This is a genomic window from Pseudomonas sp. GM41(2012), assembly GCF_000282315.2.
In the GTDB taxonomy this organism is placed as follows: Bacteria; Pseudomonadota; Gammaproteobacteria; order Pseudomonadales; family Pseudomonadaceae; genus Aquipseudomonas.
Genome location: NZ_AKJN02000007.1, coordinates 227,173 through 240,396, shown reverse-complemented (window position 1 = coordinate 240,396; position 13,224 = coordinate 227,173). Strand labels below are relative to the sequence as shown.

15 protein-coding genes are annotated in these 13,224 nt (G+C 59.7%); 7 read left to right on the top strand and 8 right to left on the bottom strand.

Features of this window, described 5'->3' with window-relative positions:
* Positions 1–70 precede the first annotated feature (70 nt).
* Both PMI27_RS13375 and PMI27_RS0229495 read left to right on the top strand, forming a co-directional pair.
* Positions 71–466, top strand: a complete 396-nt coding sequence (locus tag PMI27_RS13375) for a DUF6124 family protein (protein ID WP_008150074.1) — start codon at positions 71–73, stop codon at positions 464–466.
* A gap of 281 nt (positions 467–747) precedes the next feature.
* Positions 748–1,113, top strand: coding sequence for a DUF2388 domain-containing protein (locus PMI27_RS0229495; RefSeq protein ID WP_081757425.1), 366 nt, complete (start codon positions 748–750; stop codon positions 1,111–1,113).
* Between the two features lie 154 nt (positions 1,114–1,267).
* On the opposite strand, the gene PMI27_RS13380 is transcribed toward PMI27_RS0229495, so the two are convergent.
* The 3 genes from PMI27_RS13380 to PMI27_RS13390 form a co-directional block, all read right to left on the bottom strand.
* A complete protein-coding gene (locus PMI27_RS13380) occupies positions 1,268–1,543 on the bottom strand; it encodes an HU family DNA-binding protein (RefSeq protein WP_003213368.1) in 276 nt (91 codons plus the stop codon).
* 192 nt (positions 1,544–1,735) lie between these two features.
* Entirely contained in the window at positions 1,736–2,884 is a 1,149-nt protein-coding gene (locus tag PMI27_RS13385; protein ID WP_008150072.1) for an NAD(P)/FAD-dependent oxidoreductase, read from the bottom strand.
* Between the two features lie 20 nt (positions 2,885–2,904).
* A complete protein-coding gene (locus PMI27_RS13390; protein ID WP_007954349.1) occupies positions 2,905–3,072 on the bottom strand; it encodes a rubredoxin in 168 nt (55 codons plus the stop codon).
* A 200-nt stretch (positions 3,073–3,272) separates the two neighbouring features.
* Between PMI27_RS13390 and PMI27_RS13395 the strand changes: the two genes are divergently transcribed.
* Both PMI27_RS13395 and ubiA read left to right on the top strand, forming a co-directional pair.
* Positions 3,273–3,836 (top strand): chorismate--pyruvate lyase family protein, encoded by a 564-nt coding sequence (locus PMI27_RS13395; RefSeq protein ID WP_033053378.1) that lies wholly within the window; start codon positions 3,273–3,275, stop codon positions 3,834–3,836.
* The gene (gene ubiA, locus PMI27_RS13400) at positions 3,836–4,726 is read left to right on the top strand and encodes a 4-hydroxybenzoate octaprenyltransferase (RefSeq protein WP_008150069.1); all 891 of its coding nucleotides are present in this window, start codon (positions 3,836–3,838) and stop codon (positions 4,724–4,726) included. The genes PMI27_RS13395 and ubiA overlap by 1 nt, the downstream gene beginning before the upstream one ends.
* An 89-nt stretch (positions 4,727–4,815) precedes the next feature.
* On the opposite strand, the gene PMI27_RS13405 is transcribed toward ubiA, so the two are convergent.
* Positions 4,816–5,199, bottom strand: coding sequence for a COG4315 family predicted lipoprotein (locus PMI27_RS13405; protein WP_008150067.1), 384 nt, complete (start codon positions 5,197–5,199; stop codon positions 4,816–4,818).
* Between the two features lie 152 nt (positions 5,200–5,351).
* Between PMI27_RS13405 and phoB the strand changes: the two genes are divergently transcribed.
* From phoB to PMI27_RS13420, 3 genes are all read left to right on the top strand, one after another.
* On the top strand, positions 5,352–6,041 hold the full coding sequence (gene phoB, locus PMI27_RS13410) for a phosphate regulon transcriptional regulator PhoB (protein WP_008150066.1): 690 nt from the start codon (positions 5,352–5,354) through the stop codon (positions 6,039–6,041).
* A 45-nt stretch (positions 6,042–6,086) separates the two neighbouring features.
* Positions 6,087–7,409 carry a phosphate regulon sensor histidine kinase PhoR gene (phoR, locus tag PMI27_RS13415; RefSeq protein ID WP_008150063.1) on the top strand — a complete coding sequence of 441 codons (1,323 nt, stop codon included), beginning with the start codon at positions 6,087–6,089 and terminating at the stop codon, positions 7,407–7,409.
* 388 nt (positions 7,410–7,797) lie between these two features.
* The gene (locus PMI27_RS13420; protein WP_008150061.1) at positions 7,798–9,138 is read left to right on the top strand and encodes a hemolysin family protein; all 1,341 of its coding nucleotides are present in this window, start codon (positions 7,798–7,800) and stop codon (positions 9,136–9,138) included.
* A gap of 122 nt (positions 9,139–9,260) precedes the next feature.
* Here PMI27_RS13420 and PMI27_RS13425 read toward each other — a convergent pair whose 3' ends face one another.
* From PMI27_RS13425 to pstB, 4 genes are all read right to left on the bottom strand, one after another.
* A complete protein-coding gene (locus PMI27_RS13425) occupies positions 9,261–10,157 on the bottom strand; it encodes a peptidoglycan DD-metalloendopeptidase family protein (RefSeq protein ID WP_008150059.1) in 897 nt (298 codons plus the stop codon).
* 207 nt (positions 10,158–10,364) lie between these two features.
* Positions 10,365–11,315: a response regulator gene (locus tag PMI27_RS13430; RefSeq protein WP_008150057.1), complete on the bottom strand. Its 951-nt coding sequence runs from the start codon at positions 11,313–11,315 to the stop codon at positions 10,365–10,367.
* Positions 11,316–11,482: 167 nt separating this feature from the next.
* On the bottom strand, positions 11,483–12,244 hold the full coding sequence (gene phoU / locus PMI27_RS13435; RefSeq protein ID WP_008150055.1) for a phosphate signaling complex protein PhoU: 762 nt from the start codon (positions 12,242–12,244) through the stop codon (positions 11,483–11,485).
* 71 nt (positions 12,245–12,315) lie between these two features.
* Positions 12,316–13,149 (bottom strand): phosphate ABC transporter ATP-binding protein PstB, encoded by an 834-nt coding sequence (gene pstB, locus PMI27_RS13440; RefSeq protein ID WP_008150054.1) that lies wholly within the window; start codon positions 13,147–13,149, stop codon positions 12,316–12,318.
* Positions 13,150–13,224 lie beyond the last annotated feature (75 nt).

Genomic DNA, 13,224 nt, shown 5'->3' with positions numbered 1-13,224 from the left:
CTGCGTACAGCTGCCACCCCTTCGTTTAGTCGGCGAAGTGTTGTCAGCATCATTCAAGGAATTGAAGATCATGTTCAAGGTCACACCCAACCCACCCGACACCGATCCGGTCTCTCCCTACGAAAGCCCCGACTCAAACAAACTCAACGAAGCCGCCGAGCGCGCCCTCGATCATCACTTCCCGCCAGCCGACCCCAAACCACCGAAACGCAACGGCCAACTCTTCAGCGTCTGCCCAGGTATCAACCCTGAAACCCTTCTCGCCAATGCCTCCGAAGATTTGCTGTCCATCAGCGCCATCGCCGCCAACCTCGCCGATGATGTGGACGGCTCCCGCCGTTCCGTAGCCCTGGCGCTTAGCCGCATGGCCGACGGGGTGCATTTGTTGGTGGAGCGAATGCTGGATCATCTGGATGAACCCGAGATAGCGGCGATTTTCGCCAAACAACAAAGCAAAGTCAGTTAGCCCACCAAGTAGTAAGCAACCCCGATGGGTGTGCTCCTCCCCATCGGGGTTTTTCTCACCAGGGTGCCCAGCACACAGCTGGCAGCACAAAAACAACACAATTATCTTCGCTGTTTCCGGAACACTTGTAGGACGCGTCCGGTTTGGTCTCCTAGGGCTTGAAGTGCCTATCTGCTTCGGTAGTTTGCACAAGCACTCTCAATGTTGAGTCGGTGCGGCACGTCGCTTATGGCAGCGCGCTCACGCTTAGGGCGGCCACAGACAGGGAGTTCAACCAGATCATGACTACTCAACGCAACAAAAAATGGATTGTGGCCTTCGGGAGCTTATGGGGAGCCATGATCACTCTCGTAGGTAGCGACTCTGTTCGGGCTGAGCCTACTTATACCCCCTCGTCATTCACTGGATACGGATTGCTCATCACAACGGTCGGACCGTTTATTTCGACAACGAACGACATCAAGGATGGCTTCTCCAAACTCTACATTCAGGCAGTGAAAGACGATGCCGCTGCTTATATCGCTACCGACGGCGATCTTGATGGACCCATGCTTGAATCTGCATGGCGCGCACACTTGGAGCAGCACGCTGATCTTCAGCCAAGCAAGAAAGAGTTTGCCCACTTGGTATTAGCTACCTATGGATGAACAGCCGAACGCAGGTTTCGCCAGCTGCTACACGGGTCGCGTCCTGGCTTAACTGATTGGCATTACCCTCACCCCATAAAAAAATGGGCACCCAACCTCGTTGGCGTGCCCATTTTTTATCCCGCTCCCGCGCTACGCGGGAAGTCGGTGCGTGTTACGGATTAACGCTGTCTTTCAACGATTTGCCTGGCTTGAACGCAACAGTGTTGCTGGCCTTGATTTTGACGGGCTCACCGGTTTGCGGGTTTTTGCCGGTGCGGGCACCGCGGTGGCGTTGCAGGAAGGTACCGAAGCCCACCAGCGTGACGCTGTCCTTGCGGTGCAGAGCGCCGGTGATTTCTTCGAGAACGGCGTTGAGAACGCGGTTGGCCTGCTCTTTGGTGAGGTCTGCTTTTTCAGCAATTGCAGCGGCGAGTTCTGGTTTACGCATTAGTGAAGCCCCTTTGACGGTTTTTTGTTGTTATGTCCGTGCTGTTCTCGTTGGAACAGCGCCCAAAGCGCCGCAGGTGCTCTACTCTGCGGCAGACGGGAGTGAGGATGGCACGCAGCGAAGAGCCGCGCCAGTCTCGGCGCGACCTTTGTAAGGGCAAAAGAGGGGTGATTCCGACAGAACGACCGGTATTTACGCCAGCAGTGCCGGAAGCTCTTTGTTCAGGGCCAGTTTTTCCATCACCGCCGCGCCTGTCAGGGCATAACCCAGCAGTTTGCCGCTGGCATCGCGGCACAATACCTTGATGTCCGCGCCCTGCCCTTCGACTGTCCAGACGCCCTCCAAACCCCGTGGTGGCGGTGAAACCACCAATGGGCAGACCGGCGTTTTAACGGTGATGGGCATCGGGCCATAACTCACCGCCGTCGGGTTTCCGGCGAGGGTCTGAGCCAGTGCTCTCGCACAGCTCATGAGGGGCATGACGTACAACAGATTCAGCCCATCGACTTCGGCGCAGTCGCCCAAGGCATAGATATTGGCGTGAGAGGTTTTCAGGTGGCGATCGACCACCACGCCGCGATTGACCTGCACACCGGCCGCAGCCGCCAGGTCGATGCGCGGACGCAGACCAATGGCCGACACCACCACATCGCAAGGGATCACCTGGCCATCGGACAGATGCGCTTCCAGTCCATCTTCAACACGCTGCAAGCGATTGAGCACCGGCCCGAGGTGAAAGCGTGCGCCCAGGCTTTCCAGCCCGGCCTGGACCGCAGCGGCCGCCGCCGGGTGCAACAGGGTCGGCATGACCTGCTCGCACGGTGCAACCAGTTGCACCTCGTAGCCGCCAAGGATCAGGTCGTTGGCGAACTCGCAACCAATCAGGCCGGCGCCGAGCAGCAGCACCCGACGTTTGCCGGCTGCCGCTGCGCGAAAGCGTGCGTAGTCTTCCAGGTCGTTGATCGGGAAGACTGCGTCAGCTGCATCGCCTTCGATCGGCACTCGCACGGTTTCCGCGCCCCAGGCGAGGATCAGGTCACGGTAAAACACCGCTTCCTCACCGATCCACAAGCGCTTGTGACCAGGATCGATGCCGCTGATGCGCGTGTGAGTACGCACTTCGGCCTTCAATTGCTCAGCCATGGTGCCGGGTTCGGCCATGCTCAGGCCGTCGGCGTCTTTGTTTTTGCCGAAGCCGGTGGAGAGCATCGGCTTGGAGTAGGAGCGTCCGTCATCAGCAGTAATCAGCAGCAGCGGGGTTTCGCCATCGAGTTTGCGAAACTCCCGAGCCAGGTTGTAGCCAGCCAGCCCGGTGCCGACGATCACGACAGGTGCGTTCATTCCTTACTCCTCTAAAAGTCTTAGTTGATTTCGATCATTTCGAAATCCATCTTGCCTACACCGCAGTCCGGGCACAGCCAGTCTTCCGGCACGTCTTGCCACAGGGTGCCGGGCGCAATGCCGTCATCCGGCCAGCCGTCGGCTTCGTTATAAATCAGGCCGCAGACCACACATTGCCACTTTTTCATTCACGTACATCCTCAAGATTCAGGCTTTTGCCGGCGCGAACGGTCGATGGTTGGAGCGCTGCCGTCCGGCTCAGCGCGTTTTGTACTGATCGGGCCCGGCAGATGCAAGCCTGTTCGACGCAATGGCCGGCCGGATCAATCAAAATCGCAGGCTGACATGGTAAGCTCGCCGCCTCATTTGCTGCCAATAATGACTCACTGTGCCGCACTCAAAATCCCCCGCCGTGACCCCGCTTTGGCTCCCTCGAAGCCAACTGACGCCCCTCCCCGACACGTCTACCCTCGACTGGTTGTTCGACGAAGGCTCTTTGACCCGACGGCTGATCCGTCTGTCGAATGACGGCTTCAGCGTCACGCCACTCTTCGAAGGCTGGCAATCGCTGCGCGCCGACGAATGTGCCGCGCTGGACCTGGCCGAAGGCAGCGAAGGCTGGGTGCGCGAGGTGTATCTGCGCGGCCACGGCGAAGCCTGGGTTTTTGCCCGCAGCGTGGCGGCGCGCAGTGCGTTGCAGGGCGATGGTCTGCACATGGACGAATTGGGCAGCCGCTCCCTGGGCGAATTGCTGTTTTGCGATCAGGCATTTCAACGGCGCGTCATCGAGGTTTGTCACTATCCTCTGGAGTGGCTGCCGATGGAGTCCCGGGCACCTGAACTGTGGGGCCGCCGTTCGCGTTTCGACCGCGGCGCCTTGAGCGTGCTGGTGGCCGAAATTTTCTTGCCGACCTTGTGGAACGCGACCCGCGCCCATCCGGAGAATTGCTGATGTACCAGAGCCTGCTCAAGTCCCTGAATCGCTTGAACCCACGGGCCTGGGATTTCATTCAACTGACCCGCATGGACAAACCGATCGGCATTTATCTGCTGCTGTGGCCGACGCTGTGGGCGCTGTGGATTGCTGGTAAAGGGTCGCCGTCGCTGGCCAATATTGTGATTTTCGTCCTGGGCGTTGTGCTGACCCGCGCCGGCGGCTGCGTGATAAACGATTGGGCGGACCGCAAGGTCGACGGCCACGTGAAACGCACCGAACAGCGGCCATTGGTGAGCGGCAAGATCAGTTCCAAAGAAGCACTGGTGTTCTTCGCGCTGCTGATGGGCGTGAGTTTCCTGCTGGTGTTGTGCACCAATGCGGCAACGGTCTGGCTCTCGTTCGGCGGTTTGGCACTGGCCTTCACTTACCCGTTCATGAAGCGCTACACCTATTACCCGCAAGTGGTGCTGGGCGCGGCGTTCTCCTGGGGGATGCCAATGGCATTCACTGCCGAAACCGGTGAACTGCCGGCGGCGGCGTGGTTGCTGTGGATCGCCAACCTGCTGTGGACGGTGGGCTACGACACTTATTACGCGATGACCGACCGCGACGACGATTTGAAGATCGGCGTGAAATCCACGGCGATTCTGTTTGGCGAGGCAGACCGGGTGATCATTTTGATCCTGCAGGGGCTGGCGCTGGGTTGCTTGTTGCTGGCCGGGTCGAAATTCGAACTCGGCGGCTGGTTCCACCTCGGGTTGCTGGCGGCGGCGGGCTGTTTTGCGTGGGAGTTCTGGTACACCCGCGGTAAAGACCGGATGCGTTGCTTCAAGGCGTTTCTGCACAACCATTGGGCCGGGTTGGCGATTTTTGTCGGGATCGTGCTGGATTACGCGCTGCATTGACCGTTGGAAAAGATCGCAGCCTGCGCCAGCTCCAACAGGGGGATGGAGCGACCGCAGGCTGCAAACTGTTTACGGCGCAGGCGAATCGCTTATTTATGCTCGCGCATGATGTGCCAGACTTCTTTCATATTGTCGCCTGCCATGTCACCCGGTTTTTTGTCCTTCATGAACGTGTAAAGCGGCTTGCCGTCATAGGCCCACTGCATCTTACCGTCGTCACGCTTGATCGTGCTCCACTTGCCTTCGGGCTTGGCGCCCGCCGGCGCCATCATTGGCGGCCAGTATTCAGCGCACTCGCCGTTGCACATCGACTTACCGCCTGAGTCCTTGTCGTATGTGTACACCGTCATGCCCTTATGATCGACCATCATCCCGTCTTTCATCATCGCCGGCTCGGCGGCGAAGGCCAGTGTCGGCAGCGTTAGCGCAGCCGTGACCAGCAGAGCCTTCCAGGTTTGAGCAATGTGTTTCATGGAAACCTTCCTTTGTGGTTGTCAGGATTCGGACTTAGAGCTTAGTTCAGGATCATGACAATCGCCGGGCGACTAAAATACTGTCACACGACTGCAATAATTCCGTTATCTAATGCGGCGCAAGACAGTTAAATGACAAGAGGATTAAAGGCATGGTTGGCAGGAGCATTCTGATCGTCGACGACGAAGCGCCCATTCGCGAAATGATCGCCGTTGCGTTGGAAATGGCCGGCTATGACTGCCTGGAGGCTGAAAACTCGCAGCAGGCCCACGCCATCATCGTCGACCGCAAGCCGGACCTGATCCTGCTCGACTGGATGCTGCCCGGCACGTCCGGCATCGAGCTGGCCCGACGCCTCAAGCGCGATGAGCTGACCGGGGACATCCCGATTATCATGCTCACTGCCAAGGGCGAAGAGGACAACAAGATCCAGGGCCTGGAGGTCGGCGCTGATGACTACATCACCAAGCCTTTTTCCCCACGTGAGCTGGTTGCGCGCCTGAAAGCCGTGCTGCGCCGTGCCGGGCCAACCGATGGCGAGACGCCGATCGAAGTCGGCGGCCTACTGCTGGACCCGATCAGCCACCGCGTGACCATCGACGGCAAACCCGCCGAGATGGGCCCGACCGAATACCGCCTGCTGCAATTCTTCATGACCCACCAGGAACGTGCCTACACCCGTGGCCAGTTGCTGGACCAGGTCTGGGGCGGCAACGTTTATGTTGAAGAGCGCACCGTCGACGTGCACATCCGCCGCCTGCGCAAAGCCCTCGGTGATGCTTACGAAAATCTGGTACAAACCGTGCGCGGCACCGGCTACCGGTTCTCCACCAAGGCCTGATCCGGACCTTTCCCGCCCGACAAGCTGACAAGGACGCGCGTTCAAGTGAACCAAAACTGGCATGGCACCCTGATCCGCCACATGCTTTTGCTGGTGACCGGTTGCCTGGTGATCGGCCTGATTACCGGCTATTACGGCTGGAGCCTCGCCGCGGGCCTGGGCCTTTACCTGGCCTGGACCCTCAAGCAACTGCTGCGTCTGCACGAATGGCTGCGCCTGCACAAACCCGATGAAGCACCGCCCGATGGCTATGGCCTGTGGGGCGAAGTGTTCGACAGCATCTACCACCTGCAACGCCGCGACCAACGCGTACGCGGGCGCCTGCAAGCGGTGATCGACCGGGTCCAGGAATCCACAGCCGCGCTGAAAGACGCAGTGATCATGCTCGACAGCGACGGCAACCTGGAATGGTGGAACCGCGCCGCCGAAACCCTGCTCGGCCTCAAGACCCCGCAAGACAGCGGCCAACCGGTAACCAACCTCGTCCGCCATCCGCGCTTCAAGGAATACTTCGAGCAGAACAGCTACGCCGAGCCGCTGGAAATACCGTCACCGATCAATGATCGCCTGCGCATTCAGCTGTACATCACCCGCTACGGCAACAACGAACACTTGATGCTGGTGCGCGACGTGACGCGTATCCATCAACTGGAGCAGATGCGCAAAGACTTCATCGCCAACGTCTCCCATGAACTGCGTACGCCGCTGACGGTGATCTGCGGTTACCTGGAAACCCTGCTCGACAACGTCGAGGACGTGAACCCGCGCTGGTCCCGTGCCCTGCAACAGATGCAGCAGCAAGGCGGACGCATGCAGACGCTGCTCAACGACTTGCTGCTGTTGGCCAAACTGGAAGCCACCGATTACCCCTCGGACAACCAGCCGGTGGCCATCGATGGTCTGCTGCAATCGATCAAGAGCGACGCTCAGCAACTGTCCGCCCAGCGCAATCAGAAGATCACCCTGGAAGCCGACCCGACGATTCTGCTCAAGGGCAGCGAAGCCGAGTTGCGCAGCGCGTTTTCCAATCTGGTGTTCAACGCGGTGAAATACACCCCGGCCGAAGGCAATATCCGCATTCGCTGGTGGGGCGATGAGCAAGGCGCACATTTGAGCGTGCAGGACTCCGGCATCGGTATCGACAGCAAACACCTGCCGCGCCTGACCGAACGCTTCTACCGCGTCGATTCCAGCCGCAACTCCAACACCGGCGGCACGGGGCTCGGGCTGGCGATCGTTAAACACGTGCTGCTGCGCCACCGCGCGCGGATGGAAATCAGCAGCGTGCCGGGCCACGGCAGCACCTTTACCTGCCATTTTGCGCCGGCCCAAGTCACCAAATCCCGGGTCATCAGCGCGACCGACTGATACCGGCCGGCACGCGCGAGGGGGCGTTCTCAATTAGTTTCCCCACCGCGTTGTCGCCTTAAAGCGGGCCAGGCAAGGCGCAGGCCGCTGGGAATGGTTGTTCCCTTTCCAAGGCCTGCAACGCAGCCTGGCCCGCTTTAAGGCACAACCCGAAGGGCCGGGCCTGCTGTTGTGCAGGGCTGCGTTGCTCGAAGCTTATTTGGAATGACCAAACTACGCTTCTCGCGCCTTGCCCTGCACAACAGCAGACCCGGCGCGGTAGGGAAACTAATTGAGAACGCCCCCTAGTCAATCACTTGGTCAGCCGCTACATTGGCTGACTTGTGCCTGCCCTTCAGGCGCACTTTTTTCTTTCCTTTCGAATACACGGAACCCGCAAAACTCCATCATGGACCCTTCCCCTGGCTTGACCCTCGCGACACTCTTCGCCGATTTCGGCATGATTCTTTTTGCTCTGATCCTGGTTTTGCTCAACGGCTTTTTCGTTGCGGCGGAATTTGCCATGGTCAAATTGCGCTCGACCCGGGTCGAAGCCATCGCTGATAAAAACGGCTGGCGCGGGCATATCCTGCGCACCGTTCACAGTCAGCTCGATGCTTACCTGTCGGCCTGCCAATTGGGTATCACCCTCGCCTCTCTCGGCCTTGGCTGGGTCGGTGAGCCGGCGTTCGCGCACATCCTCGAGCCGATCCTTGAAGCCGTCGGGGTGCAGTCGGCCGAAGTGATCAAAGGCGTATCGTTCTTCGCCGCGTTCTTCGTCATCTCGTACCTGCACATCGTGGTCGGTGAGCTGGCCCCCAAATCCTGGGCCATCCGCAAACCCGAGCTGCTGTCGCTCTGGACCGCCGTGCCGCTGTACCTGTTCTACTGGGCCATGTACCCGGCCATTTACCTGCTCAACGCCAGCGCCAACACGATCCTGCGGATCGCCGGCCAAGGTGAACCCGGCCCTCATCACGAGCACCATTACAGCCGTGAAGAACTGAAGCTGATCCTGCACTCCAGCCGTGGCCAGGACCCGAGCGACCAAGGCATGCGCGTTTTGGCCTCGGCGGTGGAAATGGGCGAGCTGGAAGTGGTCGACTGGGCTAATTCCCGGGAAGACCTGGTGACGCTGGAGTTCAACGCGCCGCTGAAGGAAATTCTGGCGATGTTCCGTCGCCACAAGTTCAGCCGTTATCCGGTGTACGACAGCGATCGTCAGGAGTTCGTCGGCCTGCTGCACATCAAGGATCTGCTGCTGGAACTGGCGGCCCTGGACCACATTCCCGAGTCGTTCAACCTCGCCGAACTGACCCGGCCACTGGAGCGGGTTTCGCGCCATATGCCGCTGTCGCAGTTGCTGGAACAGTTCCGCAAAGGCGGCTCGCACTTCGCCCTGGTCGAAGAAGCCGATGGCAACATCATCGGCTACCTGACCATGGAAGACGTGTTGGAAGTACTGGTCGGCGACATTCAGGACGAACACCGCAAGGCTGAGCGCGGGATCCTCGCGTATCAGCCGGGCAAGCTGCTGGTGCGCGGCGACACGCCGCTGTTCAAGGTCGAGCGCCTGCTGGGCATCGATCTGGACCACATCGAAGCCGAAACCCTCGCCGGGCTGATCTACGAAACCCTGAAACGGGTGCCCGAAGAGGAAGAAGTGCTGGAAGTCGAAGGCTTGCGGATCATCATCAAGAAGATGAAAGGGCCGAAGATCATTCTGGCCAAGGTGTTGATGCTGGATTAAGGCATCAACTTGTAGGAGCTGAGCTTGCTCGCGATAGCGGTGTGTCTGTTGCGATGATGCTGGATGTACCGCCGTCATCGCGAGCAAGCTCGGCTCCTACAGGGATTGCGGTGTTCAATCTTTTACTGCTTGCCGAGCGCAAAGTTCGGCAGGCTGCCCACCGGTTGATTGAACTGGTACGGAATCGATACCAGCCCCAACCCGGTATTGCGCTGCACCACGAAATGCAGGTGCGGCCCGCTGCTGTTGCCGGTATTGCCCGACAAGGCCAGCGGACTCCCCACCGACACCCGCTGCCCCTCGCGAACGCTCACCGAACCTTGTTTGAGGTGCAGATACACGCCCATCGTCCCGTCATCGTGCAGCACCCGCACGAAATTACCCGACGGATCGGTGCCCCGCCCGGTCTGGGCATTCTCGGTTTTCACCACCACACCGCCACGCGCCGCGATGATCGGCGTGCCTACGGGCATGGCGATGTCCATGGCATAGCGGTTCTTTGGACCAAAGTGGCTGTATTGACCGTTGGCGCCCTGACTCAGCCGAAACGGTCCGCCACGCCACGGCAGCGGGTATCGATAGGCCATGGTGGCCCCTGAGGGATCGCCCAGGGAGTATTCAAATTTGGGGGTATACGCGAGCGGCCTTCCGGGCTGCATGGCCGTGAGCAGCGCCAGACGAATACTGCTGCGTGCCGGCATCACCCGACGAATCGGTCGGCTTGGCGCACCGCTGACGTTCTTCAGCCCGCCGAAGCTCAACTCGATTTCTACCGGCGCATACAGGTCATTGCGCACGTAAACGCTGTCCACGCCCTTCTTCTTCGTGATGACGACGTACACCTGGCGCTCAAGATTCTCGACCATGCGATCACGAAAAACGAACACCTTGGAGCCTGTCGTGGGGCGGTCGCTGTAGGAGACCACGCCACTGGCGTCGGTGGACTTGTAGATCGTCATGGCCAACGCCGAGGTGGAGGCCATGAAAAGACCGCAAAAAAACAGCAGGCGCGCGAGCATGGGCAAGATTCTGTCGAGTAAGTCCTGGGTAGGAGCCTAGCAGCTGCAATGGACCCGGGTAGTCGACAGATGTTTCAAAATGGGCCGTTCAGCGGATGGGTGGTGAATCTGATGGCCCCTTCGCGAGCAGGCTCACTCCCACATTGGAATGCATTTCAAATGTGGGAGTGAGCCTGCTCGCGAAGGCGGCCTGTCAGGCGACGAAGATTACGCGCCCGGTACGAAATGCTTCTGCGCCGTACCACGTGCTATCAACCGCGAGATGTAATCGAGCTTCTGCGCGTCCTGGTCGACGAAACGGAAGGTCAGTTGCAGCCAGTCGCTGTCGGGTTTTGGCTCGTGGGCGACGATGGCATGCAGGTAGCCGTTCAGACGAGCGGTTTCGGCGTTATCGCCCTGCTCCAGGTCCAGCACGGCGCTGTCGAGCACTTGCGGCAAGGTGTCGGTGCGTTTCACCACCAGCAGTGCTTCCTTGAGACTCAAGGCCTTGATCACACATTGCTGAATGCCGTTCGGCAGGCGCAGTTGGCCCTGGCCACGACCGCCCGTTGGAGCCGCGGAGGACGCTGCAGGCTTGATCGGCGGGCTGTTGAGCAGACCGCGAGACGGAGCAGCCGCCGGGGCCGGGGCGGCGGCGACAGGTTTGGCGAACGGGTTGACCGGCGCCGCGGCGGGCGCGACCACGGCAGCCTTGCCACCGGTCAATGCGCTCAGGGAATCGTTGCCGAACGCCGAGTTCATTTTGGTCGGCGCGCTGTTCATCAAGGTGTCGAGCTTGCCGACCTTGTTCAGGGCCTGCTTGACCTTGGTCAGCAGTTGCTCGTTGGTAAACGGCTTGCTGACGTAGCCCGAAACCCCGGCCTGGATCGCCTGGACGACGTTCTCTTTATCGCCACGGCTGGTCACCATCACGAACGGCATGGTCTTGAGGTTGTCCTGCTCGCGGCACCAGGTCAGCAGCTCCAGGCCGGACATTTCCGGCATTTCCCAGTCGCACAGGACCAGGTCGAACGCTTCCCGTGCCAGCAAGGCCTGAGCCTTCTTGCCGTTGACCGCGTCTTCGATCCGGATACCCGGGAAGTAGTTGCGCAAGCACTTCTTCACCAGGTCACGAATGAACGACGCGTCGTCCACGACCAACACACTGACCTTACTCATCCATCACCCCTTTAAAAAATCCCGGCAAGCATACCGCTTTGCTGATGGCACATTGCCAAAAACCTTCAGTCACGCCGGGACTTTTCGTTCGCGGGTGCTGCTTTCGAATTCATCAACCACAAACAAAAACGCCCGGCCAAAAGGCCGGGCGCTTTTCTCAGGCAATCTTACTTATCGTCAGCTTTGCCCGGAACATTAGCGGTTTCGCCACTTGTGCCTTCAACTTCTTCTTTCATGCGCTTGAGGCCCAGGTGCCGCACGTCGGTGCCGCGCACCAGGTAGATCACCAGCTCCGAGATATTGCGCGCGTGGTCGCCAATCCGTTCCAGCGAACGCAGCACCCAGATAATGCTCAAGACCCGCGAGATAGAGCGCGGGTCTTCCATCATGTAGGTGGCAAGTTCACGCAACGCGGTTTTGTATTCGCGGTCGATGATCTTGTCGTACTGGGCCACCGACAACGCCAGGTCGGCGTCGAAGCGGGCAAAGGCGTCCAGTGCATCGCGAACCATGTTGCGGACCTGGTCGCCGATGTGGCGAACCTCGACGTACCCCCGTGGGGCTTCGCCTTCTTCGCACAACTGGATGGCGCGACGGGCGATCTTGGTCGCTTCGTCACCGATGCGCTCCAGGTCGATCACCGACTTGGAGATGCTGATGATCAAACGCAAGTCCGACGCCGCCGGCTGACGACGGGCCAGAATGCGCAGGCATTCTTCGTCGATGTTGCGTTCCATCTGGTTGATCTGGTCGTCGATCTCGCGAACCTGTTGGGCCAGGCCAGAGTCGGCCTCAATCAGCGCGGTCACCGCGTCGTTGACCTGCTTTTCCACCAGCCCGCCCATGGCCAGGAGGTGGCTGCGCACTTCCTCGAGCTCAGCGTTGAACTGCGCGGAGATGTGATGGGTAAGGCCTTCTTTACTAATCATGTTGGCGTCCTTGGAGCGTCCGGTAAGGTGCGGTGGACCGCAGCGTCAGTTCAGTGAACAACAACAGCTTCCTAGCCGTAGCGACCCGTGATGTAGTCTTCGGTCTGCTTCTTCGCCGGATTGGTGAACAGGGTGTCGGTGTCGCCGAATTCCACCAGTTTGCCCATGTACATGAACGCCGTGTAGTCGGAAACCCGCGCGGCCTGTTGCATGTTGTGGGTCACGATGACGATGGTGAACTTCGATTTCAATTCGTAGATCAGCTCTTCGACTTTCAGCGTGGAAATCGGGTCGAGTGCCGAGCACGGTTCGTCGAGCAGCAGCACTTCCGGTTCCACGGCGATGGTGCGCGCGATCACCAGACGTTGCTGCTGACCACCGGACAGTCCGAGTGCCGATTCATGCAGACGGTCTTTGACTTCGTCCCACAACGCCGCGCCTTTCAACGCCCACTCGACGGCTTCGTCGAGGATGCGCTTCTTGTTGATGCCCTGGATGCGCAGGCCGTAGACCACGTTCTCGTAGATGGTTTTCGGGAACGGGTTGGGCTTCTGGAACACCATGCCAACGCGACGACGCAACTCGGCCACGTCTTCGCCCTTGCGGTAGATGTTGTTGCCGTACAGGTTGATCGCGCCTTCGACACGGCAGCCATCCACCAGGTCGTTCATGCGGTTGAATGTACGCAGCAGTGTGGACTTGCCGCAGCCGGACGGGCCGATGAAGGCGGTCACGCGCTGTTTCGGGATGTTCATGCTGACGTCGTACAGCGCTTGTTTGTCGCCGTAGAACAGGCTCAGGCCCGGCACTTCAATGGCCACGGTTTCCTGTTCAAGGCTCAAGCTCTGTTTGTCGCGGCCCAGGGCAGACATGTTGATGCCGTGGGTATGTGCTTCGTGCTGCATGGGAGGCTCCCTGTGCTAACAAATTCGGTTCGGTTGGCCGCTGGCCTCACAAAATGGGCCAGCGGTGTTGCCGTC

Excerpts from the sequence above, each read along its gene's own strand:
- PMI27_RS13375 (WP_008150074.1), top strand. The coding sequence starts at position 71 with ATGTTCAAGGTCACACCCAACCCACCCGACACCGATCCGGTCTCTCCC.
- PMI27_RS0229495 (WP_081757425.1), top strand. The coding sequence starts at position 748 with ATGACTACTCAACGCAACAAAAAATGGATTGTGGCCTTCGGGAGCTTA.
- PMI27_RS13380 (WP_003213368.1), bottom strand. The coding sequence starts at position 1,543 with ATGCGTAAACCAGAACTCGCCGCTGCAATTGCTGAAAAAGCAGACCTC.
- PMI27_RS13385 (WP_008150072.1), bottom strand. The coding sequence starts at position 2,884 with ATGAACGCACCTGTCGTGATCGTCGGCACCGGGCTGGCTGGCTACAAC.
- PMI27_RS13390 (WP_007954349.1), bottom strand. The coding sequence starts at position 3,072 with ATGAAAAAGTGGCAATGTGTGGTCTGCGGCCTGATTTATAACGAAGCC.
- ubiA (WP_008150069.1), top strand. The coding sequence starts at position 3,836 with ATGTACCAGAGCCTGCTCAAGTCCCTGAATCGCTTGAACCCACGGGCC.
- PMI27_RS13405 (WP_008150067.1), bottom strand. The coding sequence starts at position 5,199 with ATGAAACACATTGCTCAAACCTGGAAGGCTCTGCTGGTCACGGCTGCG.
- phoB (WP_008150066.1), top strand. The coding sequence starts at position 5,352 with ATGGTTGGCAGGAGCATTCTGATCGTCGACGACGAAGCGCCCATTCGC.
- PMI27_RS13420 (WP_008150061.1), top strand. The coding sequence starts at position 7,798 with ATGGACCCTTCCCCTGGCTTGACCCTCGCGACACTCTTCGCCGATTTC.
- PMI27_RS13425 (WP_008150059.1), bottom strand. The coding sequence starts at position 10,157 with ATGCTCGCGCGCCTGCTGTTTTTTTGCGGTCTTTTCATGGCCTCCACC.
- PMI27_RS13430 (WP_008150057.1), bottom strand. The coding sequence starts at position 11,315 with ATGAGTAAGGTCAGTGTGTTGGTCGTGGACGACGCGTCGTTCATTCGT.
- phoU (WP_008150055.1), bottom strand. The coding sequence starts at position 12,244 with ATGATTAGTAAAGAAGGCCTTACCCATCACATCTCCGCGCAGTTCAAC.
- pstB (WP_008150054.1), bottom strand. The coding sequence starts at position 13,149 with ATGCAGCACGAAGCACATACCCACGGCATCAACATGTCTGCCCTGGGC.